Source organism: Pseudomonas sp. HN2 (assembly GCF_020736465.1).
GTDB classification, from domain to species: Bacteria; Pseudomonadota; Gammaproteobacteria; order Pseudomonadales; family Pseudomonadaceae; genus Aquipseudomonas; species Aquipseudomonas moraviensis_A.
Genome location: NZ_CP085885.1, coordinates 3,680,218 through 3,705,895, shown reverse-complemented (window position 1 = coordinate 3,705,895; position 25,678 = coordinate 3,680,218). Strand labels below are relative to the sequence as shown.

Annotated in this window: 25 protein-coding genes; 11 read left to right on the top strand and 14 right to left on the bottom strand. The window is 60.1% G+C overall.

What is annotated here, in order from left to right; genetic code table 11:
* Nucleotides 1–77: 77 nt before the first annotated feature.
* From LIS66_RS16100 to LIS66_RS16075, 6 genes are all read right to left on the bottom strand, one after another.
* Nucleotides 78–1,358 (bottom strand): TRAP transporter large permease, encoded by a 1,281-nt coding sequence (locus tag LIS66_RS16100; protein WP_042609302.1) that lies wholly within the window; start codon nucleotides 1,356–1,358, stop codon nucleotides 78–80.
* Nucleotides 1,358–1,885 carry a TRAP transporter small permease gene (locus LIS66_RS16095; protein ID WP_042609303.1) on the bottom strand — a complete coding sequence of 176 codons (528 nt, stop codon included), beginning with the start codon at nucleotides 1,883–1,885 and terminating at the stop codon, nucleotides 1,358–1,360. Before LIS66_RS16095 ends, LIS66_RS16100 begins: the two co-directional genes overlap by 1 nt.
* A 76-nt stretch (nucleotides 1,886–1,961) precedes the next feature.
* Nucleotides 1,962–2,933: a TRAP transporter substrate-binding protein gene (locus LIS66_RS16090; protein WP_227972561.1), complete on the bottom strand. Its 972-nt coding sequence runs from the start codon at nucleotides 2,931–2,933 to the stop codon at nucleotides 1,962–1,964.
* Nucleotides 2,934–2,993: 60 nt separating this feature from the next.
* Nucleotides 2,994–3,887 carry an SMP-30/gluconolactonase/LRE family protein gene (locus LIS66_RS16085; protein WP_227972560.1) on the bottom strand — a complete coding sequence of 298 codons (894 nt, stop codon included), beginning with the start codon at nucleotides 3,885–3,887 and terminating at the stop codon, nucleotides 2,994–2,996.
* Nucleotides 3,888–3,931: 44 nt separating this feature from the next.
* Complete coding sequence (locus tag LIS66_RS16080; RefSeq protein ID WP_227972559.1) at nucleotides 3,932–4,756, bottom strand: NAD-dependent epimerase/dehydratase family protein; 825 nt, start codon at nucleotides 4,754–4,756, stop codon at nucleotides 3,932–3,934.
* A 277-nt stretch (nucleotides 4,757–5,033) separates the two neighbouring features.
* Nucleotides 5,034–6,329 (bottom strand): OprD family porin, encoded by a 1,296-nt coding sequence (locus LIS66_RS16075; RefSeq protein ID WP_227972558.1) that lies wholly within the window; start codon nucleotides 6,327–6,329, stop codon nucleotides 5,034–5,036.
* A gap of 310 nt (nucleotides 6,330–6,639) precedes the next feature.
* Between LIS66_RS16075 and LIS66_RS16070 the strand changes: the two genes are divergently transcribed.
* Together LIS66_RS16070 and LIS66_RS16065 are read left to right on the top strand one after the other, a co-directional pair.
* Complete coding sequence (locus tag LIS66_RS16070; protein WP_227972557.1) at nucleotides 6,640–8,295, top strand: MFS transporter; 1,656 nt, start codon at nucleotides 6,640–6,642, stop codon at nucleotides 8,293–8,295.
* Complete coding sequence (locus LIS66_RS16065) at nucleotides 8,292–9,434, top strand: HlyD family secretion protein (protein ID WP_083352496.1); 1,143 nt, start codon at nucleotides 8,292–8,294, stop codon at nucleotides 9,432–9,434. The genes LIS66_RS16070 and LIS66_RS16065 overlap by 4 nt, the downstream gene beginning before the upstream one ends.
* Nucleotides 9,435–9,559: 125 nt before the next feature.
* Here LIS66_RS16065 and LIS66_RS16060 read toward each other — a convergent pair whose 3' ends face one another.
* Nucleotides 9,560–9,754: a hypothetical protein gene (locus LIS66_RS16060; protein ID WP_042609399.1), complete on the bottom strand. Its 195-nt coding sequence runs from the start codon at nucleotides 9,752–9,754 to the stop codon at nucleotides 9,560–9,562.
* A 107-nt stretch (nucleotides 9,755–9,861) separates the two neighbouring features.
* On the opposite strand from LIS66_RS16060, the gene thpR reads away from it, so the two are divergent.
* A complete protein-coding gene (gene thpR, locus LIS66_RS16055) occupies nucleotides 9,862–10,401 on the top strand; it encodes an RNA 2',3'-cyclic phosphodiesterase (protein WP_227972556.1) in 540 nt (179 codons plus the stop codon).
* A gap of 252 nt (nucleotides 10,402–10,653) precedes the next feature.
* On the opposite strand, the gene LIS66_RS16050 is transcribed toward thpR, so the two are convergent.
* The 5 genes from LIS66_RS16050 to LIS66_RS16030 form a co-directional block, all read right to left on the bottom strand.
* Nucleotides 10,654–11,751, bottom strand: coding sequence for a polyamine ABC transporter substrate-binding protein (locus LIS66_RS16050; RefSeq protein WP_042609311.1), 1,098 nt, complete (start codon nucleotides 11,749–11,751; stop codon nucleotides 10,654–10,656).
* Nucleotides 11,752–11,926: 175 nt separating this feature from the next.
* Nucleotides 11,927–12,805: an ABC transporter permease subunit gene (locus tag LIS66_RS16045; RefSeq protein WP_227972555.1), complete on the bottom strand. Its 879-nt coding sequence runs from the start codon at nucleotides 12,803–12,805 to the stop codon at nucleotides 11,927–11,929.
* Entirely contained in the window at nucleotides 12,802–13,716 is a 915-nt protein-coding gene (locus tag LIS66_RS16040) for an ABC transporter permease subunit (RefSeq protein ID WP_227972554.1), read from the bottom strand. The genes LIS66_RS16045 and LIS66_RS16040 overlap by 4 nt, the downstream gene beginning before the upstream one ends.
* Nucleotides 13,713–14,855 carry a polyamine ABC transporter ATP-binding protein gene (gene potA, locus LIS66_RS16035; protein ID WP_042609314.1) on the bottom strand — a complete coding sequence of 381 codons (1,143 nt, stop codon included), beginning with the start codon at nucleotides 14,853–14,855 and terminating at the stop codon, nucleotides 13,713–13,715. The genes LIS66_RS16040 and potA overlap by 4 nt, the downstream gene beginning before the upstream one ends.
* 290 nt (nucleotides 14,856–15,145) lie before the next feature.
* Nucleotides 15,146–15,907 carry a gamma-glutamyl-gamma-aminobutyrate hydrolase family protein gene (locus LIS66_RS16030; RefSeq protein ID WP_227972553.1) on the bottom strand — a complete coding sequence of 254 codons (762 nt, stop codon included), beginning with the start codon at nucleotides 15,905–15,907 and terminating at the stop codon, nucleotides 15,146–15,148.
* A gap of 282 nt (nucleotides 15,908–16,189) precedes the next feature.
* On the opposite strand from LIS66_RS16030, the gene LIS66_RS16025 reads away from it, so the two are divergent.
* From LIS66_RS16025 to LIS66_RS16000, 6 genes are all read left to right on the top strand, one after another.
* Nucleotides 16,190–17,566 carry a glutamine synthetase family protein gene (locus tag LIS66_RS16025; RefSeq protein WP_007918694.1) on the top strand — a complete coding sequence of 459 codons (1,377 nt, stop codon included), beginning with the start codon at nucleotides 16,190–16,192 and terminating at the stop codon, nucleotides 17,564–17,566.
* Nucleotides 17,567–17,738: 172 nt separating this feature from the next.
* On the top strand, nucleotides 17,739–19,229 hold the full coding sequence (locus LIS66_RS16020) for an aldehyde dehydrogenase (protein ID WP_227972552.1): 1,491 nt from the start codon (nucleotides 17,739–17,741) through the stop codon (nucleotides 19,227–19,229).
* Nucleotides 19,230–19,278: 49 nt separating this feature from the next.
* A complete protein-coding gene (locus LIS66_RS16015) occupies nucleotides 19,279–20,562 on the top strand; it encodes an NAD(P)/FAD-dependent oxidoreductase (protein ID WP_042609317.1) in 1,284 nt (427 codons plus the stop codon).
* A 394-nt stretch (nucleotides 20,563–20,956) separates the two neighbouring features.
* Nucleotides 20,957–21,505 (top strand): cupin domain-containing protein, encoded by a 549-nt coding sequence (locus tag LIS66_RS16010; protein ID WP_011333561.1) that lies wholly within the window; start codon nucleotides 20,957–20,959, stop codon nucleotides 21,503–21,505.
* A 196-nt stretch (nucleotides 21,506–21,701) separates the two neighbouring features.
* Nucleotides 21,702–21,986, top strand: coding sequence for a hypothetical protein (locus tag LIS66_RS16005; RefSeq protein ID WP_042609318.1), 285 nt, complete (start codon nucleotides 21,702–21,704; stop codon nucleotides 21,984–21,986).
* Between the two features lie 186 nt (nucleotides 21,987–22,172).
* Nucleotides 22,173–22,457, top strand: coding sequence for a hypothetical protein (locus tag LIS66_RS16000; RefSeq protein ID WP_042609319.1), 285 nt, complete (start codon nucleotides 22,173–22,175; stop codon nucleotides 22,455–22,457).
* A 60-nt stretch (nucleotides 22,458–22,517) separates the two neighbouring features.
* Here the strand turns inward: LIS66_RS16000 and LIS66_RS15995 are convergent, their stop codons facing one another.
* Nucleotides 22,518–22,949: a hypothetical protein gene (locus LIS66_RS15995; RefSeq protein WP_042609320.1), complete on the bottom strand. Its 432-nt coding sequence runs from the start codon at nucleotides 22,947–22,949 to the stop codon at nucleotides 22,518–22,520.
* 159 nt (nucleotides 22,950–23,108) lie between these two features.
* Between LIS66_RS15995 and LIS66_RS15990 the strand changes: the two genes are divergently transcribed.
* Together LIS66_RS15990 and LIS66_RS15985 are read left to right on the top strand one after the other, a co-directional pair.
* The gene (locus tag LIS66_RS15990) at nucleotides 23,109–23,531 is read left to right on the top strand and encodes an HD domain-containing protein (protein ID WP_227972551.1); all 423 of its coding nucleotides are present in this window, start codon (nucleotides 23,109–23,111) and stop codon (nucleotides 23,529–23,531) included.
* A gap of 134 nt (nucleotides 23,532–23,665) precedes the next feature.
* On the top strand, nucleotides 23,666–24,685 hold the full coding sequence (locus LIS66_RS15985) for an AbrB family transcriptional regulator (RefSeq protein WP_227972550.1): 1,020 nt from the start codon (nucleotides 23,666–23,668) through the stop codon (nucleotides 24,683–24,685).
* A gap of 177 nt (nucleotides 24,686–24,862) precedes the next feature.
* On the opposite strand, the gene LIS66_RS15980 is transcribed toward LIS66_RS15985, so the two are convergent.
* On the bottom strand, nucleotides 24,863–25,639 hold the full coding sequence (locus LIS66_RS15980; protein WP_042609323.1) for an NAD(P)H-dependent oxidoreductase: 777 nt from the start codon (nucleotides 25,637–25,639) through the stop codon (nucleotides 24,863–24,865).
* Nucleotides 25,640–25,678 lie beyond the last annotated feature (39 nt).

Genomic DNA, 25,678 nt, shown 5'->3' with positions numbered 1-25,678 from the left:
TGCGCAGCAGGCCCTTTTTTTAAAGAGCGACCGCTGCGCGCCCGAGCGGGAGCAAACTCCCCGCCACAGTCACATTGTTACAACACCAGGTGCGGCAGCCACAGCGACAGAGCCGGAATGTAGGTGACCAGCATCAGCACCAGGAACAGCACGGCGTAGAACGGCAGCAGGGCTTTCACAGTGCTTTCAATACTGACCTTGCCGATGGCGGAGCCGACGAATAGCACCGCACCCACGGGCGGTGTTATCAATCCGATCCCCAGGTTGACCAGCATGATCATGCCGAACTGCACCGGATCGACGCCGATGTCCAGAATCACCGGCATCAGGATGGGCGTCAGGATCAGGATCAGCGGCGCCATGTCCATCACCGTGCCCAACAGCAGCAACATGACGTTGATGCACATCAGGATCACGTAACGGTTGTCCGACAGGGTCAGGAACGCCGTGGTGATCTTCGCCGGAATCTGCATCAGGGTCATGATGTAGCCGAAGCTGGCGGCGAAGCCGATCAGGATCATCACGATCGAGATCGTCCGCACGGTGCGGTGCATCAGCTTGGGCAGTTCACGCCACTTGTAGTCGCGGTAGATGAACATGGTCACGAAGAACGACCACACCACGGCAATGGCGGCCGACTCGGTCGCGGTGAAGACCCCGGAGAGGATACCGCCGAGGATGATCACCATCGCCATCAGGCCCCAAAGGGCTTCGCCGACGATTTTCAGCGCCTGGCGCATCGGGATTACTTCGCCCTTGGGGTAGTTGCGCTTTTTCGCGAAGATCAGGCACAGCACCATCAGGCACGCGCTCATCAGCAAGCCCGGCACGATGCCCGCCATGAACAGCGAGGCGATCGAAACGGTACCGCCTGCGGCCAGCGAGTAGAGCACCGAGTTATGACTTGGCGGGGTCAGCAGGGCTTGCACCGAACCGCTGACGGTCACGGCGGTGGAGAAGTCGCGCGGATAACCCTTGCGCTCCATTTCCGGAATCAGCACCGAACCCACCGACGCGGTGTCGGCCACCGACGAGCCGGAGATCGCGCCGAAGAAGGTCGAGGCGACGATGTTGACCAGTGACAGGCCACCACGGACGAAACCCACCAGCACCCCGGCACACGCCACCAACCGCCGGGACATGCCGCCCTCGGCCATGATCGCGCCGGCGAGGACAAAGAACGGAATGGCCAGCAGTGAGAACTTGTTTACCCCGCCGGCGACTTGAATCATTACGGCCTGGAAGGGGATGTCGATCCACCACGCACCGATCAGCGCGGCGGCGCCGAGGGCGTAGGCGACCGGCATGCCGATCAGGATCAATACGATAAAACTGCCCAGCAGAATCAGAGCGTCCATTAAACGGCACCTTCGCTTTCTTCAACCAGATCGAACTGCACGACCCGACGCTTGCTCTGGTCACCGAGAAACAGTTTTTCCAGGACAAAAACCAGGGTCAGCAAACCGCCCACGGGAATCGGCAAATAGGTCACGCCCACCCGCAGGGTGGGCAGGGACGCCATGAACTGGTTCCAGGTGGACATGCACAACTTGAATCCCCAGATCGTCATGAAAATGCAGATCAGGGCCATCAGCAGTTGGGAAAAAATCGACGCGGCGCGGCGCAGATGCGGCGGCATGCGGTCGGTCACCATGGCCACGGCCATGTGCGCGCCGGCGCGGTAGCTGGCAGCGGCGCCAATGAAGGTGAACACGATCATCAGCAGAATGGCCGTAGGCTCGGGCCAGCTCGAACCGGTACCCAGCACGTAGCGGGCAAACACGCCCCAGGGAATCATCAGGGAAACTGCCAGAACGGAAAGGCCGGCCACCCAGATGCAGGTCATGTAGATCTTGTCGTTGATACGCAGCAGCAAATTCTTCATCGGGTTTCACCGTAACCGGGCGCGCCTCGAACATCAGGCGCGCCGGGCCTTATTCATGAGTACGGAGCGGGAGGCGTTACTGAACGGCTTCGATTTTCTTGATCAGGTCGGCATACTGCGCACCGTACTTGGCCCGTACCGGTGCAGTGGCGTCGTAGAAGGGTTTTTTGTCGACCGTGATGAACTCGACGCCGGCGGCCTTGAGCTTTTCTTCACTGGCAGCGGACTTCTTGTCCCACAGTTCGCGCTCTTCAGCCTGGGCAGCCTTGGCGGCTTTCTTGACCAGTGTCTGTTGATCCGGAGTGAGTTTCTCCCAGGTGATTTTCGACATCACGATAGGCTCTGGCAGGATCAGGTGACCGGTCAGGCTGTAGAATTTGGCGTTCTGGAAGTGGTTGTGTTCGAGCAGGGTCGGCGGGTTGTTTTCCGCGCCGTCGATCACGCCGGTTTGCAGGGCGCTGAAGATCTCGCCGGTGTCCATGGCGATCCCGTTGGCACCCATGGCGTTCATCATCTCGATGAACATCGGGTTGCCTTGCACGCGAATTTTCATGCCCTTGAGGTCTTCGAGCTTGCGCACCGGTTTTTTGGTGTAGATGTTGCGCGTGCCGCCGTCCATCCAGGCCAGGGCCACCAGGCCGAATTCCGAGTTGGTGATCTTGTCGAGGATTTCATCGCCCACCGGCCCATCGATGACATTGCGCATGTGCTGGTGGTCTCGGAAGATGAACGGCATGTTGAAGACGTTCACGTCCGGTACGACAGGGCCGACGATCCCCAGGCTGACCCGGGACATCTGTATCGCGCCGACTTGCATCTGCTCGATGACTTCCTTTTCAGAACCCAGCACACCGCCCGGGAAGTACTTGAAAGTCAGCTCGCCGTTGGTCTCTTTGGTCAGCATTTTGCCCATGCTTTCTTCCGCCACCGTGGTTGGATAACCCTTGGGGTGGATGTCGGCGACTTTAAGTTCCAGTGCCTGAGCGGCGCTAGCGAGGGTAAATATCAGCGGGAGTGCAGCGGCGAGCAAGGTGCGTTTGAAGTTCATGGGGGTGAGTCTCCAGTCTTGTTATTTTTGTGTTCAAGGCGCAGCGGTGCAGCAGAAGGTCTAAAGCAGATCGTTGAATTCAGGTTCGGCGAGGCCTTTGACGCCGGGCTTCAAGGCGAACACGCCGCCGGCCAGGGATTGCGGATCGAGGTCATCGCCGGGGCGAATCGAGGCGACGAACAAGGTGTCCAGGTTGCTGCCGCCGAAAGCGCACATGGTCGGTTTTTTCACCGGTACTTCCAGCGAGAAATCGAGGCGACCGTCCGGGGCGAAACGGTGAATCAGGCCGGCGTCGTTGGCGCAGATCCAGTAGCACCCTTCGGCATCCACGGCGGCGCCGTCGGGGCGGCCGGGGAAGTGGTTCATGTCGACGAAGATGCGGCGATTCGATGGCGTACCGGTTTCGGTGTCGTAATCGAACGCCCAGATCAGTTGCACGTTGGGATGCGAATCCGACAGGTACATGGTTTTGCCGTCAGGACTGAAGGCGAGGCCGTTGGGCACGATGAAGCCATCCAGCTGCGCTTCAACCACGCCAGCCTGCCCGGCGCCGAAGCGGTACAGCCGGCCTTCGGGCGCATTCAGGCCCATGTTCAAGACCATGCTGCCGGCCCAGAAACGCCCCTGGCGGTCGCAACGACCATCGTTAAGGCGCATGTCCGGGCGGCTGTGCTCGACGGTGGCGAGCAATTCGCTGTCGAGGCTGCCGTCGCTGTGCGCGTGCAGGCGAAAGAAACCGCTTTGCATACCAGCGACCCAGCCACCGCTGCGGTGGCGGGTGATGCAGGCGAGCATTTCCGGTGCTTTCCACGAGGCAACGTGGCCAGTGTCGGCGCTCCAGCGTTGCAGCCCGCCGTTGGGAATATCCACCCAGTACAGCGCGTTTTCCTGCGACACCCAGACCGGGCTTTCACCGACCGCGTTGCGGGCGTCGACGATCAATTCGGCTTGCATACTCATTCCCTTGGTTTTTATTGGAGGGGGATCAAGTCGAGCGATCAGTCGCCAAACGGGCCTGCTGCAACGAACGCGCCGCCCTGATAGATCCGCGCCGGATCGTCATCGGCCGGCATCGCCTGGGCTTCGACTTTGTCGCGGAACACTTCCGAGCTGTCCCTGGCTTCGAAACCGAGGTGGCTGGCGTAGCGGTTGTCCCACCAGACCTCCTTGTTGGCGGACATGCCGTAGACCACGGTGTGACCGACATTCGGTGTGTACAGCGCGCGTTCGAGCAGTTGCGTAAGGTCGTCGAAGCTCAGCCAGGTGTGCATCATCCGGCGGTTCTGCGGCTCGGGGAACGAGGAACCGATGCGGATGCTGACGGTTTCGATGCCATAGCGATCGAAGTAGAAACTCGCCATGTCTTCGCCGTAGGACTTGGAGAGGCCGTAGTAACCGTCAGGACGGCGCGGGGAAGTGGCGTCGAGGTTTTCGTCCTGCTTGTAGAAGCCGATGACGTGATTGGAGCTGGCGAAAATCACGCGTTTGACGCCATGGCGGCGCGCGGCTTCGTAAATGTGGAAGACGCCGCAGATGTTCGCACCGAGAATTTCTTCGAACGGCCGCTCGACCGAAACGCCGCCGAAATGCAGGATCGCATCGACGCCTTCGACCAGTTGATGCACGGCTTGTTTGTCGGCGAGGTCGCAGAGCACGATTTCTTCATGTTCATCGACGGCTGGGGCGAGGGCGGCGATATCGGACAGGCGCAGCACGTTGGCATAAGGGCGCAGGCGTTCGCGCAGGACTTTGCCCAGGCCTCCGGCGGCACCGGTCAGCAGCAGGCGATTGAAAGGTACGCGGGGGGTAGAAGTAGACGTCATGGCAATCCCTGGACACATTGTTATTAGGTTTGTTGTAGGTTGTCGTATGACTGCGCTGAAGTATCGGTAGGGTTTCCGGATCTTGTCAACGCGACTTTTGGTGTAGATGACGGAAGGCGGAAAGGTGTTTTTTTCCAGTTGCTTCGCCTTGAAATGCATTTCCTTGTAGGAGTGAGCCTGCTCGCGATAGCGGTGTATCAGCTGACATTTTCTCTGACTGATATACCGCTATCGCGAGCAGGCTCACTCCTACAGGGGGTCGGTGTCGCCTTGGAAATTACAACAACGAAATCGGATAGCTGATGAAGATCCGGTTCTCGTCGAATTCATTGGTGCTGAAATCCCGGCGAATGGTCGCATTGCGCCATTTCACGTTGAGGTTCTTCAGCGGGCCGCTTTGCACGGTGTAGGCCAGTTCCGATTCGCGGCCCCATTCCTTGCCGTCATTGGTGGTCGCGGTGTGCACGTTATCGCCGCTGATGTAGCGGTTCATCAGGGTCAGGCCAGGCACGCCCAGCGCCACAAAGTTGTAGTCGTGACGCAACTGCCAGGAGCGCTCCTTGGCGTTGTCATAACTGGCGTTGTAACTGTCGTTGGCCAGGGTGCCGCCGCTGGTGCCGTTGACGCGCATCCAGGCATCGTCGCCGGTGAGTTTCTGCAGGCCGACGTAGAAAGTGTGGCCGCCGTACTTGGCCGACAACAGGGCGAACGCGGTCTTGTTGTCGAGGTCGCCGGCCTGGGCGCTGCCGTCTTCCTTGCCGGTGAAGAAACCGAGGTTGGCACCGAGGGTCCAGTCGCCCATCGGCTGGCTGTGGCTGAGGTTGAAATACTGCTGCTGATAGATATCGGTCAGCTCGGCGTACCACACGCCGACCATGGTGCGTTTCTCGTTGAAGGTGTATTCGCCGCCGCCGAAGTTGAAGCGATCAGAGGTGAATGCGCCGCGGCCGTTCATCGACATGTCTTCCATGCTCGCGTCGTTGCGCGGGCTGTTGCCCCGGAACTGGCCGCCGTAGACGGTCAGGCCGTTGATCTCGGTGGAGGTGATCTGGCCGCCGCGAAAGGTCTGCGGCAGGGAGCGGCCATCGTCGGAGCGCAGGATCGGCAGTACCGGCATCCATTCGCCAACCTTCAATTCGGTTTTCGAAACTTTGGCTTTCAGGGCTACGCCGAGCCGGCCGAAGTTGTCGGCCGGGCGCCCGTCATCATGGATCGGCAGCAGTTGCGTGCCACCAGTGCCCTTGCCGCCATCGAGCTTCTGCGAGTACAGGCCAAGGATGTCGAGACCGAAGCCGACGGTGCCTTGGGTGAAGCCGGATTTGGCGTCGAGGATGAAGTTCTGCGTCCACTCTTCAGCCTTGCTCTGGGGATAGGCCGGGTTGACAAAGTTGCGGTTGAAGTAGGCGTTGCGCAGGTTCAGCGTGGCTTTGCTGTCTTCGAGAAAGCCTTCGGCATCGGCGCTCATTGGCAGGGCGAGGGCGAGGCTGCTGCAGCCGAGAAGGCTGAGGGTCGAACGCGGCTTGAAAGTGGCAAAACGTGGAGGGCGGACGGAATTGCGGGCGAGTGTGCTCACTGTGACGCTCCCTGAATCGTTTGTTGTTTTTATTATTTGTCATACGTCGTCGTACAACATCGCTGGGGATATTTCCCAGATTTTCGAGGATTGTCAACTGGAAGTTATACGATCACTCGTCCAGCCACGCATTCTCCACTGTAGGAGTGAGCCTGCTCGCGATAGCGGTGTGTCAGCGAAGAAAATGGCGAGTGATTCACCGTTATCGCGAGCAGGCTCACTCCTACAGGGGTTTTTGTTGTCCATGGAAAAGTGTGCTGCAAAGAAATATGCGGCAAACTTCCTCCACCCCCCAGCACCAGGCCGATCCATGGATAAGTACGCCCCGCGCAACTGGCAACCTCACGAAAAGCCCAGCCTGCCCGGTTCGCCGTCGACACCACTGCACTCCACGCCCAAGCGCCTGGCGTACGCGGCGGTTGGTGTGCTGGTGGCGGTGACTGGTGGGCTGGGGAATTCGCTGGTGGTCGCCAACCTGCCTTATCTGCAAGGCTCGCTCGGCGCGACCACCGCGGAAATGGCCTGGCTGCCGGCCGCCTATGTGATGACCAACGTATCGATGAACCTGCTGCTGGTGAAGTTTCGCCAGCAGTTCGGCTTGCGCGCGTTCACCGAAGTGTTCCTGGTGCTCTATGCGCTGGTGACCTTCGGCCATCTGTTCGTCAACGATCTCAATTCTGCGGTGGCAGTGCGTGCTGCCCACGGCATGGTCGGCGCGGCGCTGAGTTCGCTGGGGCTGTATTACATGGTCCAGGCGTTCCCGGCGAAGTGGCGACTCAAAGCGCTGGTACTCGGTCTTGGCACTTCGCAACTGGCGTTGCCGCTGGCGCGGCTGTTTTCCGAAGACCTGTTGCAGATCGCCGAGTGGCGCGGCCTCTACCTGTTCGAATTGGGCATGGCCCTGTTGTCACTCGGCTGTGTATTGCTGCTGAAGTTGCCGCCCGGTGACCGCTTCAAGACCTTTGAAAAACTCGACTTCCTGACCTTCGCCATCCTCGCCACCGGTGTGGCGTTGTTGTGCGCGGTGCTGTCGCTGGGGCGCATCGACTGGTGGCTGGAGGCCGACTGGATCGGCGTCGCGCTCGCCTGTTCGATCGCGCTGATCATCATGGGCTTGGCCATCGAACATAACCGCAGCAACCCGATGCTGATGACCCGCTGGCTGGGCAGCGGCACGATGATTCGTCTGGCGCTGGCGGTGACCCTGATCCGCATGGTCACCTCGGAGCAATCCACCGGTGCGGTCGGTTTCATGCAGAACCTCAACATGGGCTATGAGCAACTGCACAGCCTGTACGTGGTGATGCTGATCGGCAGCGTCGCCGGGCTTGCCACCAGCGCGCTGACCATCGACCCCAAACACTTGCTGATGCCGTTGATCATCTCGCTCGCACTGATGGCCACCGGTTCGGTGATGGACAGTTTTTCCAACAACCTGACCCGCCCGCAAAATCTCTACTTCAGCCAGTTCCTGCTGGCGTTCGGCAGTACGTTTTTTCTCGGCCCGACCATGGTGTTCGGGACGCGCAACGTGCTGACCAACCCACGCAACCTGGTGAGTTTTTCCGTGCTGTTCGGGATCTGCAACAACCTCGGCGGGCTGCTCGGCGCGGCGTTGCTTGGCACGTTTCAGATCGTGCGGGAGAAGTACCATTCCAGCCACATCGTCGATCATCTGGTGATGTCCGATCCCTTGGTGGCCGCGCGCGTGCAGAGCGGCGGTTCAGCCTATGGCGGGTTGCTGGCCGACCCGAGCCTGCGCAATCTGGCCGGGATGCGCAGCCTCGCCAATGCAGCGACACGCGAAGCGAACGTGCTGGCCTATAACGATGTCTTCATGCTGATCGCGGTCATTGCCGTACTGACCATGATCTGGCTTTCGATTCGCGCGTTGTGGCTGATGAGTACCACCAAAGCCATTGAGCCGACACCTTCCGTACCATCAAGCGGCGCCATTTCTTCATGACCGAACCGACCACCACAACCACTAACGCCATTGCCGCCACGCCTGAAGGTGAGGCGCCGCCATCGTCAGCCAATACCGAGCCGCGTTCGCTGCGGGTGCGGATCATTTCTTCGCTGGGCTTTGCGGCGATCGCCATTGTCGGCGTACTGATCGTGTTGTATGCGTGGCAATTGCCGCCGTTCAGCAGCGCCGTGGAAACCACGGAAAACGCCTTGGTGCGCGGGCAGGTGACGATCATCGGCCCGCAGCTCAGCGGTTACGTGTTCGAGGTGCCGGTGCAGGACTTCCAGTACGTCAAGGCCGGGGACCTGCTGGTGCGATTGGATGACCGCATTTATCAGCAGCGCCTCGACCAGTCGCTGGCACAACTGGCGGTGCAAAAGGCCGGGCTGGCCAACGTCGTGCAGCAGCGCAACAGCGCCGAGGCAACGATCAAATTGCGCCAGGCGGTGTTGGCCGACAGCCAGGCGCAGTTGCGCAAGAGCGAGGCCGATCTGCGGCGTAATCAGGAACTGGTGCGCGACGGTTCGGTGTCGAAACGCGAGTTCGACGTGACCCTCGCTGCCAATGCGCAGAGCACGGCGGCAGTGGCGCAGGCCAAGGCCAATCTGGAAATCGCCCGGCAGGACCTGCAAACGGTGATCGTCAATCGCGGCTCGCTGGAAGCTGCGGTGGCCAGCGCCGAAGCGGCGGTGCAACTGGCACGGATCGATCTGTCGAACACGCGGATTGTCGCCCCGCGCGACGGCCAGCTCGGGCAGATCGGCGTGCGCCTCGGCGCCTACGTCAACTCCGGCGCGCAATTGATGGCATTGGTGCCGGATCAGAAATGGGTGATCGCCAACATGAAGGAAACCCAAATGGCCAACGTGCGTGTCGGGCAACCGGTGCGCTTCACCGTCGACGCCTTGAACCACCGCCGATTCACTGGCCATGTGCAGCATATTTCGCCGGGCACCGGTTCGGAATTTGCCTTGCTCCAGGCCGACAATGCCACTGGCAACTTCGTCAAGATCGCTCAGCGCGTGCCAGTGCGCATCACCATCGATCCCGATCAGCAGGAGCAGGAACGGCTACGACCGGGCATGTCGGTGGTGGTCAGCATCGACACCGCAGCCGGCGACACCCAACCCCACTGATCAATGCATAACCCTGTGGGAGCGAGCCTGCTCGCGAAAGCGGTGTCTCAGATAAAGAAATGTTACTGATACGACGCTTTCGCGAGCTGGCTCGCTCCCACAGGATTAGTGCTCACGGGCTCTATTCACTCGGGCGAGGGGGTGACCCGGCAACTCTTGCGGTTGCGAATCTGCTCGTCGCTGGGTCGTTCGCGGACGAACTCGAAGCGCGGTTCGCCTTCGCTGTAATGCACCAGCCAGCCCCATTCCAGTTCGCTTTCGTTCTGCCCGGGTTGTGGTGGCCGGGCCCACCAGGGTTCTTTGCTGAGGATCTCGCGCATGGCAGCCTCCGGTTGATGGCAATCCATGAACTATAGCTTCCTGTCGCGAGTCGTCAGAACAGGCTGTGTAGAATCGGCGCGGTCATGACGAACAAGGGGAGAGGGCAATGATTGATGGGGTGCGCAAGGATGAGCCGTCGAAGCGATTGTTTTTTGCCTTGGATTGCCCGCCAGCGCAGCGCAAGGCGATCGCCCAGTGGCGTTCGGAGCTGGGTCTGCGCAACGGCAGGCCGGTGCCGGCGGACAACTTTCATCTGACCTTGCTGTTTCTCGGCGCGGTGCCGCTGGCGCAGATTCATGGCGTCTGCGAAGCCGCGGGCAGTGTGCGCACGCCGGGGGAAGCGTTGCGGATTTCGCTGGATCGCTTGCAGGTCTGGCATCGCGCCGGTGTCCTGTCATTGGCACCGGAGCAGGCGCCGCCGGGATTGTTGCGCCTGGTCTATGCGCTGGAGCAAGCGATGCTGCCGTTCGGTTTTGAAGAACCCACCCATGAGTTCCGTCCGCACCTGACCCTGGCTCGCGAATACCGTGCGCCGGAGCCGGAAGCGGGCACGCCGCCGGAGTTTTTCCTGCGCGCTGAACGCTTCGCCTTGTTCGAATCGCACAAGGGCCGCTATCGGGTGGTGCAGGACTGGCCGCTGATCTGAGCGACAAAAAAGGCGCCCGAAGGCGCCTGCACATTCACCCGAGCCGAGGGAGCCGGGTGAGGCCGTTCAGAGCAAGGGGCAGCGGTGGTAAGGCGCTGCGTGAACGGGAAACTTGTGATTCTGTCTGGCATAACGCCGAACCACTGTAGGAGTGAGCCTGCTCGCGATGACGTCAGCACATTCACTATCGAAGCTGGCTGAAACACCGCTATCGCGAGCAGGCTCACTCCTACATGTGGATCACTGGTGTGCTTATTTCCCGAGCTTCACCCGCGTCCAGCCGCGCGTCATGATGCGCTGTGTGGCAATTGGCTGATCCGGCACGGCATACAACGTCGCCATCACCGCTTGCGATGGATACGAGCCCGGTTCATTGCGGATCGCTTCGTCCACCAGTGGCGTGGCCGCTGCGTTGGCGTTGCTGTAGCCGATGCTGTTGGTGACTTCGGCGATGATGTCCGGGCGCATCAGGAAGTCCATGAACAGGTAGGCGTTGTCGACGTTCGCAGCGTCGCGCGGGATGGCGACCATGTCGTAGAAACTGCCGGCGCCTTCCTTGGGAATGCTGTAGTCGATCACCACCTTGTTGCCCGATTCCACCGCCCGGGCCTTGGCCTGCAGGACGTCGCCGGAATAACCGACCGCTACGCAGATGTTGCCGTTGGCCAGATCGGAGATGTACTTCGAGGAATGGAAATACGCCACATACGGGCGGATTTTCATGAACAGCGCTTCCGCCTCGGCGATGTGCGCCTTGTCCTTGTCGTTCACCGGATAGCCCAGGTAGTGCAGGGCGGCCGGGAGCATCTCGGTCGGCGAATCGAGAAAACTGATGCCGCAGGCTTTGAGTTTTTCCGCGTTCTGCGGTTTGAACAGCAAGTCCCAGGAGTTGGTCGGGGCGTTGGCGCCGAGCACTTCCTTGACCTTGGCCGGATTGAAGCCGATACCGATAGAGCCCCACATGTACGGGAACGCGTGCGCGTTGTCCGGATCACTGGCGGAGGCGTTTTTCAGCAGTACCGGGTTGAGATTCTTCCAGTTCGGCAGCTTCGATTTGTCCAGCGGCTGATAGACGCCGGCCTTGATCTGCTTGGCCAGAAAACTGTTCGACGGTACGACGATGTCGTAACCGGATTTGCCCGCCAGCAGGCGCGCCTCGAGGGTTTCGTTGCTGTCGAAGACGTCGTAGGTCACGCGAATACCGGTCTCGTCTTCGAACTTCTTCACGGTGTCCGGCGCGATGTAATCGGACCAGTTGTAAACACGCAGCACCTTGTCGTTGGCCTGGGCGCCCATGACCATTGCGCCCATTAAGGACAGTGTCAGCAGAGTCCTGCCAAACATTTTCATCGGTACAACTCCCTTCTTCTTATTCAAAAACCGAACACAAAACATGATGTACACAGAACCATTGTGGCGAGGGAGCTTGCTCCCGCTGAGCTGCGAAGCGCCCGCAAAATCTTGTGAGCGCTGCGCACTCAAGCGGGAGCAAGCCTCCTCGCCACAGGTTTTTATAGTCCTAGAGTCAGGCTGTGGCCGCTGCGGCACGTTGCGGCTGCCAAGACTCATTCGCGGTCTGATCCATTGCTTCCTGGATTGCCCGTTTGCGATTGGCTTCCGCTTTGCGGCCGAAGTGCCAGACGAGGAAAGTCACCAGCGACACCGCCAGCAGAATCAGGCTGGCCACCGCGTTGATCTCGGGTTTCACACCCAGACGCACCGCCGAGAACACTTCCATCGGCAGCGTCGTCGAGCCCGGCCCGGAGACGAAACTCGCCAGCACCAGGTCATCCAGCGACAAGGCAAATGACATCATCCCGCCTGCCGCCAGCGACGGCGCGATCATGGGGATGGTGATCAGGAAAAACACCTTGAACGGTTTCGCGCCGAGATCCATCGCCGCTTCTTCGATCGACAGATCCAGCTCGCGCAGGCGGGCGGAGACTACCACCGCGACATAAGCCGCACAAAAGGTCGTGTGAGCAATCCAGATGGTGACGATGCCTCGCTCCTGCGGCCAGCCGATCAGCTGCGCCATCGCTACGAACAGCAGCAACAACGACAGACCGGTGATCACTTCCGGCATCACCAGCGGCGCGGTGACCAGGCCGCCAAACAGCGTGCGACCCTTGAAGCGCGTGACGCGAGTCAGGACAAAAGCGGCGAGGGTGCCCAGCGCCACCGCAGCAATCGCGGTGTAGCAGGCAATCTCCAGCGAGCGCACCACCGAGCCCATCAGTTGCGTGTTGTCGAGCAGGCCGGCATACCACTTGATTGACCAGCCACCCCAGACGGTCACCAGTTTCGAGGCGTTGAACGAGTAGATCACCAGAATCAGCATCGGCAGATAAATGAACATCAGGCCGAAGATCAGCATGAACCTGGAAAAGTTGAAGCGTTTCATCCCCGTGCCTCCATCTCTTTGGCCTGACTGCGGTTGAACAGCAGAATCGGCACAATCAGGATCAACAGCATCACCACCGCCAGGGCGGACGCCACCGGCCAGTCGCGGTTATTGAAGAACTCTTGCCACAGCACGCGACCGATCATCAGCGTCTCCGGGCCACCCAACAGTTCCGGAATCACGAACTCGCCGACCACCGGAATAAACACCAGCATGCAGCCGGCAATGATCCCGTTCTTCGCCAGTGGCACGGTGATCTTCCAGAAGTTGTTGAAGTTGCTCGAACCCAAGTCCTGCGCGGCTTCCAGCAGGCTGTTGTCGTGCTTGACGAGGTTGGCGTAGAGCGGCAGAACCATGAACGGCAAATACGCGTACACGACACCTATATAGACGGCAGTGTTGGTGTTGAGGATCTCGATCGGGTGATCGGTGAGCCCGGTCCACATCAGAAACGCATTGAGCAAACCGTTGTTGCTGAGGATGCCCATCCACGCATAAACGCGGATCAAAATCGCCGTCCAGGTCGGCATCATGATCAACAGCAGCAGGACGTTTTGCGTTTCCTTGCCGGTCCTGGTGATCGCGCAGGCCATCGGAAAACCGATCGCCAGGCACATCAGCGTGCTCAGTGCTGCGACCTTCAGCGAACCGAGGTAGGCCGACAGGTATAGCTCGTCTTCGCCGAGCAGGGTGTAGTTGCCGATGTTCAGCAGCAGCTGGAATTTCTGTTCGGCGAAAGTGTAGATCTCAGAGTACGGCGGGATCGACAGCGCGGCTTCCGAGAAGCTGATCTTCATCACCAGAAAGAACGGCAGCATGAAAAACAGAAACAGCCAGATGAACGGAATGCCAATCACCCATTTTCGTCCGCTGGGCACCAGGCGCAGGAATTGCTGATTGAAGGTTCTCATGAGCGCAGTACCACGCCGCTGTCGTCTTCCCACCAGACGTAGACCTTGTCGTCCCAGGTCGGCCGCGCACCACGACGTTCGGCGTTAGCCATGAACGACTGGACGATCTTGCCGCCGGGCAGCTCGACGTAGAACACCGAGTGACCGCCGAGGTAGGCGATGTCGTGCACCTTGCCTTCGGACCAGTTGTAGCGGAACTCCGGTTGGCTGGTGCTGACGAGCATTTTCTCCGGGCGGATGGCGTAGGTGATCGACTTGTCCTGCACCGAAGTGCTGACGCCGTGACCGACGTAAATCTTCTGCTGCAAATCCGGGCTGTGGATGATCGCGTGGCCTTCCAGATCTTCCACCACGGTGCCGTCGAAGGCGTTCACGTTGCCGATGAACTCGCAGACCATGCGGCTGACCGGCGCTTCATAAATGTCGACCGGGCTGCCGATCTGCGCGATCCAGCCCAGGTGCATGATTGCGATGCGCTGAGCCATGGTCATGGCTTCTTCCTGGTCGTGGGTCACCATCACGCAGGTCACGCCGACGCGTTCGATGATCTCCACAAGCTCAAGCTGCATCTGCGAACGCAGTTTCTTGTCCAGCGCCCCCATCGGCTCGTCGAGCAGCAACAGTTTCGGCCGTTTCGCCAGCGAGCGGGCGAGGGCGACGCGCTGCCGCTGACCGCCGGACAATTGGTGCGGGCGGCGTTTGGCGTATTGGGTCATGTGCACCAGACGCAGCATTTCTTCGACGCGGGCATCGATTTCACTGGCAGGCAAACGGTCCTGTTTGAGGCCGAAGGCGATGTTCTGCGCCACGGTCATGTGCGGGAATAACGCGTAGGACTGGAACATCATGTTGATCGGCCGCTCGTACGGCGGCATGTCGGTGATGTCCACGCCATCGAGCAGAATCCGCCCCTCGGTCGGCCGCTCGAAACCGGCGAGCATGCGCAGCAGGGTCGATTTGCCCGATCCGGAGCCACCCAGCAGCGCGAAGATTTCGCCCTGATGGATCTCCAGGGACACATCGTCCACGGCCACGGTTTCGTCGAACTTCTTGGTGACACGGTCGACTTTCACCAACACCTTTTTCGGTTGCTGATGACCTTCGAGTGCCTTCCGGTAAGTGCTGGAGGCGTTTGCCATGTGAAACTCCCAACAGGTTTCGTGTGCCTGGCCAACGTGGCCGGGCTTAAGTGGATTGCAAGCCTGCAAATGCACCTGTAGGAGCTGCCGAAGGCTGCGATCTTTTGATTTTGTTTTTCAGGATCAAGATCAAGAGATCGCAGCCTTCGGCAGCTCCTACAGGGCTCCTGCCCTGCGGCTTGGGTCGTACTTGTTGTTATTACGGGTGTCGCGGTTCACGACTGACAGGGGTGCAAACGCACACCCGCCAGCCGCTGGGGCAGTAAATCGTTACTTGATTCGTGGTTGCGTCAGCGCTGGTTGCGCCGCGCCGCCCGCTGCCGGCACGCTGCGCCGAACGCCTGGAAAATCTTCAGGTAATCGGGGTTGTCCAGCACTTGCCATTCCGGGTGCCATTGCACGCCGAGTGCGAAGGTCGGGCTGTGCTCCACCGAGATCGCTTCGATCAAACCGTCCGGCGCCACCGCTTCGGCACGCAGGCCGGCGGCGAGGCGGTCGATGCCCTGGCTGTGAATCGAATTGACCTGAAACTCGTTGGGCAACTCCAGCGCTTCGAACACACCGCCGGCGAGCACGCTGACCGCATGAGCCGGGGCGTATTGCACCGCGACATCCGGGCTGTCGGCCTCACGGTGATCGAGCATGCCCGGCAGCTCATGCACCTTCTGATGCAGACTGCCGCCGAAGGCCACGTTCATTTCCTGAAAGCCACGGCAAATGCCGAGCACCGGAACGCCCGCCGCGATGGCTGCACGCAATAAAGGAAGGGTGGTGGCGTCGCGGGCCGGGTCGTGATCCGTGCCAGGCGCACTGGTCGGGCCTTGATAGTGGAAAGGCTGCACATTCGAGGGTGAGCCGGTCAGCAACAGACCATCGAGCTGGCCGAGCAGGTCGTCGATTTCAGTCAGGTTGCCGAGGGAAGGAATGACCACTGGCAGCCCTTCAGCACCAACGCTGACAGCACGTACGTACTTGTCGCCGCTGATGTGATAGGGATGCAGGCCAATCTGTTTGACGCACGCAGTAACGCCGATCAATGGCTTGAATGCCATTTTTATTCACCTCGAAGTCTGTCACTTGAACGAGCTTTTCCGGAGCTTAGCCTCGTTGATTTTAATTAACAACTGCCATGTAAAAAATTCTAAACGCCGATCATCAGGTTGCGCTGGTTTCATGGGGTTTGACGGCGAATCTGGCACGAGAGTGTGAATAAAAGCCCGAAAAATAAAGGCTGCGGGGCCTGCTGTTCGCTATTGACTTCACTTTGCCTTTCGGATTGACTGGCTGCGCAATACGGTGGTGAACATAATAATTAACAGCTAAATAGGTGCATCATGTCGGTCCCTCTGCGTACCGTTCAACTCAACGAAGCCAACGCATTCCTTAAGAAATATCCTGAGGTTTTGTACGTCGACCTTCTGATTGCGGATATGAACGGTGTGGTGCGCGGCAAGCGCATCGAACGCACCAGTCTTCATAAGGTGTACGAAAAAGGCATCAACCTGCCGGCGTCGCTGTTCGCGCTGGACATCAATGGCTCGACGGTGGAAAGCACCGGCCTGGGTCTGGACATTGGCGATGCCGATCGCATCTGCTATCCGATTCCCGGCACCTTGAGCATCGAGCCGTGGCAAAAGCGCCCGACCGCACAACTGCTGATGACCATGCACGAGATCGAAGGCCAGCCGTTCTTTGCCGACCCGCGTGAAGTGCTGGCCAATGTGGTGCGCAAGTTCGACGACCTCGGCCTGACCATTTGCGCCGCGTTCGAACTGGAGTTCTATCTGATTGACCAGGACAACGTGAACGGCCGTCCGCAGTCGCCACGCTCGCCAGTGTCGGGCAAACGTCCGGTATCGACTCAGGTGTACCTGATCGACGATCTCGACGAATACGTCGACTGCCTGCAAGACATCCTCGAAGGCGCGAAAGAGCAGGGCATCCCGGCTGACGCGATCGTCAAGGAAAGCGCCCCGGCGCAGTTCGAAGTCAACCTGCATCACGTTTCCGACCCGATCAAGGCCTGCGATTACGCGGTGCTGCTCAAGCGTCTGGTGAAAAACATCGCCTACGACCACGAGATGGACACGACTTTCATGGCCAAGCCGTATCCGGGCCAGGCCGGCAACGGTTTGCATGTACACATTTCGATTCTGGACAAAGAAGGCAACAACATCTTCGCCAGCGAGGATCCCGAGCAGAACGCCGCGCTGCGTCACGCGATCGGCGGTGTGCTCGAGACCCTGCCGGCGCAAATGGCGTTCCTCTGCCCGAACGTCAACTCCTATCGCCGCTTCGGCGCGCAGTTCTATGTGCCGAACTCGCCGAGCTGGGGCATCGACAACCGCACCGTCGCCGTGCGCGTGCCGACCGGTTCAGCGGACGCCGTGCGCATCGAACACCGCGTCGCCGGTGCCGATGCCAACCCATACCTGCTGATGGCTTCGGTGCTGGCCGGTATTCACCACGGTCTGACCAACCAGATCGAACCGGGCGCTCCGGTCGAAGGCAACAGCTACGAGCAGAACGAGCAGAGCCTGCCGAACAACCTGCGCGACGCCCTGCGTGAGCTCGACGACAGCGAAGTCATGGCGCGCTACATCGACCCGATGTACATCGACGTGTTTGTCGCGTGCAAGGAAAGCGAGCTTGCCGAGTTCGAGAACTCGATTTCTGACCTTGAGTACAACTGGTATCTGCATACCGTCTAAAAGCTGACACCCAACCCTGTAGGAGCTGCCGAAGGCTGCGATCTTTTGACTTTGATTTTCGGAGCAAGAGCTAAAGATCGCAGCCTTCGGCAGCTCCTACATGGGAACGGGTTATCAGATTTCGTTTGGCGTGCGTTCGCCCATCCCCATTCCTTTTGTCGAGCTCATAACAATGACCACAACCCGCAACGACTGGGAACACCGCTTCCAGTCCCTGTCCATCGAATCCCGCGCCTTCATCAACGGTGAATACCGCCCGGCGATCAGTGGCGACACCTTCGAATGCCTGAGCCCGGTCGATGGCCGCTTTCTCGCCGCCGTCGCCAGTACCGATGAAGCCGACGCCAACCTCGCGGTGGAAGCCGCGCGTCAATCGTTCAACTCCGGCATCTGGGCGAAAAAGGCCCCGGCCGAGCGCAAGCGCATCCTGATCCGTTTCGCCGATCTGATCCTGCAGCACCAGGAAGAACTGGCGCTGCTGGAAACCCTCGACATGGGCAAACCGATCAGCGATTCGATGAGCATCGACATCCCGGCCACCGCCAACGCGATCCGCTGGAGCGCCGAGGCCATCGACAAGATCTACGACGAAGTCGCCGCCACCCCGCACGACCAACTCGGCCTCGTCACCCGCGAGCCCGCCGGTGTGGTCGCGGCGATCGTGCCGTGGAATTTCCCGCTGATCATGGCCAGCTGGAAGTTCGCTCCAGCGCTGGCAGCGGGTAACTCGTTCATTCTCAAGCCTTCGGAAAAGTCGCCACTGACCGCCATCCGTATTGCGCAGCTTGGGCTGGAGGCCGGGATTCCGAAGGGCGTGTTCAACGTGCTGCCGGGCTTCGGTCACACCGTCGGCAAGGCGCTGGCGTTGCATATGGATGTCGACGTCCTGGCCTTCACCGGTTCCACGGCGATCGCCAAGCAACTGATGATTTACGCCGGCCAAAGCAACATGAAACGCGTCTGGCTCGAGGCCGGCGGCAAGAGCCCGAACGTGGTGTTTGCCGACGCACCGGATCTGCGCGCCGCAGCCCAAGCAGCGGCCGGTGCCATCGCCTTCAATCAGGGTGAAGTCTGCACCGCCGGTTCGCGCCTGCTGGTCGAACGTTCGATCCGCGAGCAGTTTATTCCGCTGCTGGTGGAAGCCTTGCAAGCGTGGAAACCGGGGCATGCGCTTGATCCGGCCACCACCGTCGGCGCCGTGGTCGACCAGCGTCAGCTCGACAACGTGCTGCGCTACATCAGCATCGGTCGCGAGGAGGGCGCCGAGCTGATTGCCGGCGGCCAGCGCACCCTCGAAGAAACCGGTGGCCTCTACGTGCAGCCAGCGATTTTCGACGGCGTGACCAACGCAATGACCATCGCTCAGGAAGAAATCTTCGGCCCGGTGCTGTCGCTGATCACCTTCGACACCGCTGAAGAAGCCCTGCAGATCGCCAACGACAGCATCTTCGGCCTTGCCGCCGGTGTGTGGACCAGCAACCTGAGCAAGGCGCACACCTTCGCCCGTGGCCTGCGTGCCGGTAGCGTCTGGGTCAACCAGTACGACGGCGGCGACATGACCGCACCGTTCGGTGGTTTCAAGCAATCGGGCAACGGTCGCGACAAATCGCTGCACGCGTTCGACAAGTACACCGAGCTGAAAGCGACCTGGATCAAGCTCTAATTCTTTTACAGCGGCGGTCGCCCCTGGTTGGCGACCCTCGGAGAAATGTATGAAACAGCAACACGTCAACAGCTACTACGCCGCCACCCGCAACGAAGTCATCGACTTTCCGATTCTCGAAGAAGCGCTGGACTGCGACGTCTGCATCATCGGCGCAGGCTATACCGGTCTTTCCTCGGCGCTGTTCCTCAGCGAGGCTGGCTACAAAGTCACGGTGTTGGAAGCGGCGAAAGTCGGCTACGGTGCCAGCGGTCGCAACGGCGGGCAACTCGTCAACTCCTACAGCCGCGACGTCGATGTCATCGAAGAGCGCTACGGTGACAAGACTGCGGAAATCCTCGGCAGCATGATCTTCGAAGGCGCCGACATCATCCGTTCGCGCATCCAGGATTACGACATCAAGTGCGACTATCGCCCGGGCGGTATTTTCGCGGCGATGAACAAGAAGCAACTCAACGGTCTGGCCGAGCAGAAGCGCAACTGGGAACGCTACGGCAACCGCAGTCTGCAGATGCTCGATGCAGCGGACATTCGTCGTGAAGTCGGCTCCGATGCTTACGTTGGCGGTTTGCTGGACATGCAGGGTGGCCACGTTCATCCGTTGAACCTGGCGCTAGGGGAGGCCGCTGCCATCGTGCGTTTGGGCGGCAAGATCTACGAGCAATCGGCGGCGGTGGAAATTACCTACGGCGAGCCGATCACCGTGCGCACCGGCAAAGGGCTGGTCCGCGCCAAATACCTGCTGATCGCCGGCAATGCTTATCTGCCGCAAGGCCTCGACAACCGCGTCACCGCGAAAAGCATGCCGTGCGGCTCGCAGATCGTCGTCACCGAACCGCTGACCGAGCAGCAGGCACGCAGCCTGATCACCAACAACTATTGCGTCGAAGACTGTAATTACCTGCTCGATTACTATCGCCTCACCGCCGACAACCGTCTGCTTTATGGCGGCGGCGTGGTCTACGGCGCGCGGGAGCCGGACGACATCGAACAGCTGATTCGGCCGAAGATCCTCAAGACCTTCCCGCAGCTCAAGGACGTGAAAATCGACTACCGCTGGACCGGAAATTTCCTGCTGACCATGTCGCGCATGCCGCAATTCGGTCGTATCGAAAAGAACGCCTACTACATGCAGGGCTACAGCGGCCACGGCGTTACCTGCTCACACCTGGCCGGCAAACTGATCTCGGAAATGATCCGCGGCGACGCCGAACGCTTCAACGCCTTCGCCTCCCTGCCGCACATGCCGATGCTCGGCGGCCGCACCTTCTCCGCACCGCTCACCGCGCTGGGCGCTGTCTATTACTCCCTGCGCGACCGTTTCGGCGTCTGATTGACCTCACCGGCGACGGTCCCCAAGACCGCGCCGGTTTTTCCCTGTGGGAGCGAGCCTGCTCGCGAAGAGGCCACTCCAGCCACCAATGCAATTCCTGACACACCAGAATCCAACTGTAGGAGTGAGCCTGCTCGCGATAGCGGTGTGTCCGCCCCGAATCATTACCTGACACACCGCCATCGCGAGCAGGCTCACTCCTACAGATCCGGATTACCAAGGCATAAATGACTTTTGCCCAACCATCCATCGAACCTGCTGAGCAACACCCGCAAACGTGATTTAATAGCCGCCTTTCACGGTTCCGGGACACGGGAGCAACGTGATCCGCGCGACCTGCGCGTCACCCGCCACCCACCCCCATTACCCTTAAGTACCTCAACATAAGGCAGTCATGGATACGGGTTCTCGACTCAAACTAGTACGCGAAAGCTACAAACTCTCCCAGCGCGAGCTCGCCCGGCGCAGCGGCGTGACCAACGCGACCATCTCGCTGATCGAACAGAACCGCGTCAGCCCCTCCGTCAGCTCGCTGAAAAAGCTGCTCGAAGGCATACCGATGTCCTTGGCCGACTTCTTCACCTTCGACCAGCCGCCGCGCGAACACCAATACGTCTTCCGCGCCAACGAACAACCCGACCTCGGCCGCCACGGCCTGCGCCTGCTGCTCATCGGCGCCTCCGTCCCCAGCCGCCAGATGCGCCTGCTCCGCGAACAATACGCCCCCGGCGCCAGCTCCGGCGAAGAGCCGATCGTGCACGCCGAAGGCGAAGAGTGCGGGCTGGTCACGCGCGGCACCGTGGAGTTGACCGTGGACGGGCAGGTGAGTGTGTTGAGTGCGGGGGACGGGTATTACTTTCCGACCACGCTGCCGCACAAGTTCCGCAATATCGGGGCGGATGAGGCTGAGATTATCAGTGCGAATACGCCGGCGAATTTTTGAGGGGCATGCATTTCGCATAGCTTTATCGAGGTTGATTTTTCAGGAACCCGCGGGCCGTCCGGGTGTTTTGCTGCGAAGCGTTCAGGCGTCGTAATTTGGCGAAACATTCGGGTGATAACCATTCGTCCGACGCGTCGCACGTTCGCTGCACACCTGCTTCCAATGCTGTAACTCCACACGCAAAGGAAGAGCCACCATGCTGAACCATAGATTTGCGGTGATTACCCTCGCGGCATTGCTGTTCGGCAGTTCGCCGTACACGCTCGCGGCTGGCGAAACGTCGACCCCGAAGGCGAGCGACGGCACCAGCCAGACCCGTGAACCGGCGTCTCCAGCCACCAATGCCGACCCGGATGCCGATTCGCTGCCCCAAGGTGGTGATGGTGGCAAGACCGACAATGGGCCGGTGCCTTCTGCCTCTAAACCCAGCCCTGCGGGTCAACCGTCCGGTAGCAGCAGTGGCGGGAGCGGCGGTAGTTGATGGGTGTCGCAAGCTGAAAGCCCGGTCTTTTGAGCCGGGCTTTTTTCTGCGCACAAGATGCTGTCTTTATTAACCTGATGTCTCTTCGAGGCCGGGTTATTTATCCCTGCCATTCGTCAGCCGCCCCGCATTTTCACCGAATTCCTGTTTCCAATGCGTAACTCACCCCGCAAAGGAACCATCGATATGCGCCCAGTCAAACTCGCAGCACTCTCCCTGGCCACCCTGCTATCCGCCACCTCGCTCTACGCAACAGCCGCCAGCGACACCCCTGAACCCACTGCAAACGACGGCAACAGCCAAACCAACCCGAGCGCGCCGGAAGACATTCATTCCAATGGCGCCACCGTGCCCAAGGGCACTCAGGGCAACACCACCAACAATGATGGCTCGACACCTTCGGGCTCCAAGCCCAGTGGTTCGAAGCAGTCGAACGACAGCGGTACCAGCAGCGGCGCTGGTGAGGGCTGATGGTGGGTTCAAATACAGCAAGCCCGGCATCCAGCCGGGCTTTTTGACAGATCCTGGAAGCTACTTGGCCTTCCAGTCACCACCACTGTTCTCACAATCAATCTTCGCCTGAGCCAGATGCTCACCGTCGTAGTAATACGTGGTGACTTTGGCGTTGTCGGGCATGTTCAGCGGTTTGGCGCTTTTGTCTTTGCTGGTCGAGTGCGGATTAGCGAGGGATTCCTGGGTGAGGCGGGCGGTGCAGGTGGCCTGGTAGTGGTCGTCGCAGCGCTCGACTTTTTTCTTGGTGGCGTTGAGGGTGTCCTTGCTTTCGTTGCTGCACGACCAGTTGATGGAGTCCACGGGCATGCCTTCGTATTCGTAGCAGCTGTGGGTTTCCACGGCGGGCACTGCGGCGCTGGAGGAGCGGGTCTGGACGTCGCAGCCTTCGGCCATGACGCAAGTGGGGATGATGGCGAATGTGGCGATCAGGAGCAGCAGTCGGGTTTTCATCGGCAGTTCCTCTCCAATGGCGCCGCGTCTGATCGGTGATTTGGCGCTTGTCTGGTTTCGAGGCGGCGCAGGCGGGCAAGGTTCAATCGGCTTTGCGCTGCACGATCTTCGCGTACACTGCGCAACAATCAGAAACATTCAGCGCAGGATTCGATTCCCATGGCCCAAACCCTCGAACGCGCCATCGCCATTGCCGCCACGGCCCACAGCGGGCAGGTGGACAAGGGCGGCGCGCCGTACATTTTGCATCCGCTGAAAGTCATGTTGCGCATGAACACGCTGGAAGAACGCATCGTCGCTGTGCTGCACGATGTGGTCGAGGATTGCGGGGTGAGTCTGGATGATTTGCGCGGGGAAGGTTTCAGCGAAGAGGTGCTGGCGGCGATTGCAGCAGTGAGCAAAGTGCCCGGCGAGTCCTACGAGGATTTCGTCGACCGCGCCGCGCAGAACCCGATCGGCCGGGTAGTGAAGCTGGCGGATCTGGAAGAGAACAGCGATATCTCGCGGATCACCTCGCCGAGTTGGGAGGATCTGGAGCGGGTCGAGAAGTATCGGCGGGCGATTGCACGGCTTCGCGCATAAAACGCAACCCCCCGTAGGAGCTGCCGAAGGCTGCGATCTTTTGATCTTGATCTTAAAAAATCAAAAGATCGCAGCCTTCGGCAGCTCCTACAGGGAAATGGTGGTGTGTCAGTTGGATAGCCAGGAAGGCGACTATGAAATCCATTGTGTGCTTGTTGATTGCCGCCGGTTTCGGCGCGTTGTTGCAGTTTGAAGGCGTTCCCCACGGTTTGTTGTTGGGCTCGATTGTGGTGACCGCGTTGTTTGCCAGCAAAACCGGCATCGCCCCGGCAACCCCTTATGGCTTGGGCTACATCCAGGTCACGCTGGGCATCGCCACCGGGCTTATGTTCGAAGCCTGGGACAGCGAAACGGCCTCGACGATGTTGCCCAGCCTTGGCATCTTGCTGATCTGCCTCGCCGTACAAATCGCCCTCGCTGGCTGGTGGCTGACACGCGGCGCCGGCTGGAATCGCACCGATGCGCTGTTGGCGGTGTATCCCGGCGCATTGGCCGCGGTGTTCGATTTGCTTGAATCGGAAAAGGCTTCGAGCAAGGTCATCATCGTGCACCTGATGCGGCTGCTATTGATCACCGTGCTGGTGAGCTTGCTCATTCCCGGGCAAGCAGCGGTGGCTGAAGTCGCCAGCGATCCGTTGACCACAGGCATGGCGCTGACCGCGTGCTCAGTCATCGCTTTGAGCGTATTGCTCGGGCGTTTGCTGCTGCTGATCGGCGTCCCGGCGCCATTCATGCTTACCGCGATCCTCCTTACCGCGGTGTTTGTGAAGTCAGGATGGCTGCATGGCTTTCACATGCCGGAGTGGAGCTTGAACCTGGCGGCACTGATTCTCGGCGTGCGCATCGGCTCGCGGTTTCAGGGACTTGGCATCGCGGAACTGGCGCGACATGGGCGCACGGCGTTGGTCTCGGTGGGGTTGATGATTGTGGTCGCGGCGGTGTTTGCTGAAGGGGCCGCAAGTTGGCTGGGCAGTGATCCGCTGTCGTTGTGGCTGGCGTATATGCCGGGCGCAATCGAGACGATTGCGATCGTCGCGTTTGGTGGCGGGCTGAATGTGGTGTTTATCCTGACGCATCATCTGAGCCGGATGGTGTTGCTGCATTTTGCCCCGGCGTTGTTGGTGCAGTTTCGGCGGGTGCGCCAGGAAACGTGAAGCAAGCCAGTGGTGCCTGGCGATTCCTCACCCCAGCCCTCGCCCCCAAAGGGGGCGAGGGGGAAGGGAGCAGAGCGGGGGCTGTTCAAAACTTGAGTTCGGCTCGATATCCCAGATCGGCGTAATTTGCCAGAACAACTCGGTCAGTCCCCTCTCCCTTTGGGAGAGGGTGAGGGGCTAGCGGATGTGCGCTGAAAAACCCTCCAGGCCCGGCGCAATCTCATCCTTCAACGTCAACCCCGGAATCTCATACTCCCCACCATTCTGCTGCCGAAACCCGATCGGCCGCACACTCCACATTTCATCCAGGCGCAACCCCAGTTCCTCAGTGGTCTGGCCATACCGCGCCTCATCCATCCGGCTGGTGCGATACACCACAAACGGTGGCACCACATCAAACCCTGGGTAATACAGAATCCCGTGTTGAATCGGAAACAGTAAATCGTCCATCGGCCCATTGATCCCGCGTGGGCTGTAGTGCGATTCCCAGCCGCCGGTGGTAACCAGCAACATCGCCCGTTTGCCCTTCATCCTCCCTTCGCCGTATCGCTCGCCCCAGCGGCTGTCGGAGTGTTCGCCGACGCCATAGGCGAAGCCGTAGGCGTAGACACGGTCGAACCAGCCCTTGAGGATCGCCGGCATGCTGAACCACCACATCGGGAATTGCAGGATCAGTGCGTCGGCCCAGCGCAGTTTCTCTTGCTCGCGGGCGATGTCGGCGGCCTGGGTGCCGTCGGCGTAGGCGCGTTTCGAGTCGAGGGAGGCGTGGAACGGTTGCGATTGATCGCGCTGCGGTGCGTCATCGGCGTCGAGCACGGGTTTCCAGTTCATTGCGTACAGATCGGAGACCTGCACGGTGTGGCCGGCGGCTTGCAGGCGCTGGACGGTGAAGTCGCGCAGCGAGCCGTTGAGCGAAGTCGATTCAGGGTGGGCGTAAACCAGTAATACATTCATGTCGCGTGCTCCTTGAGTTGATGACTGCAGGATCAGCGC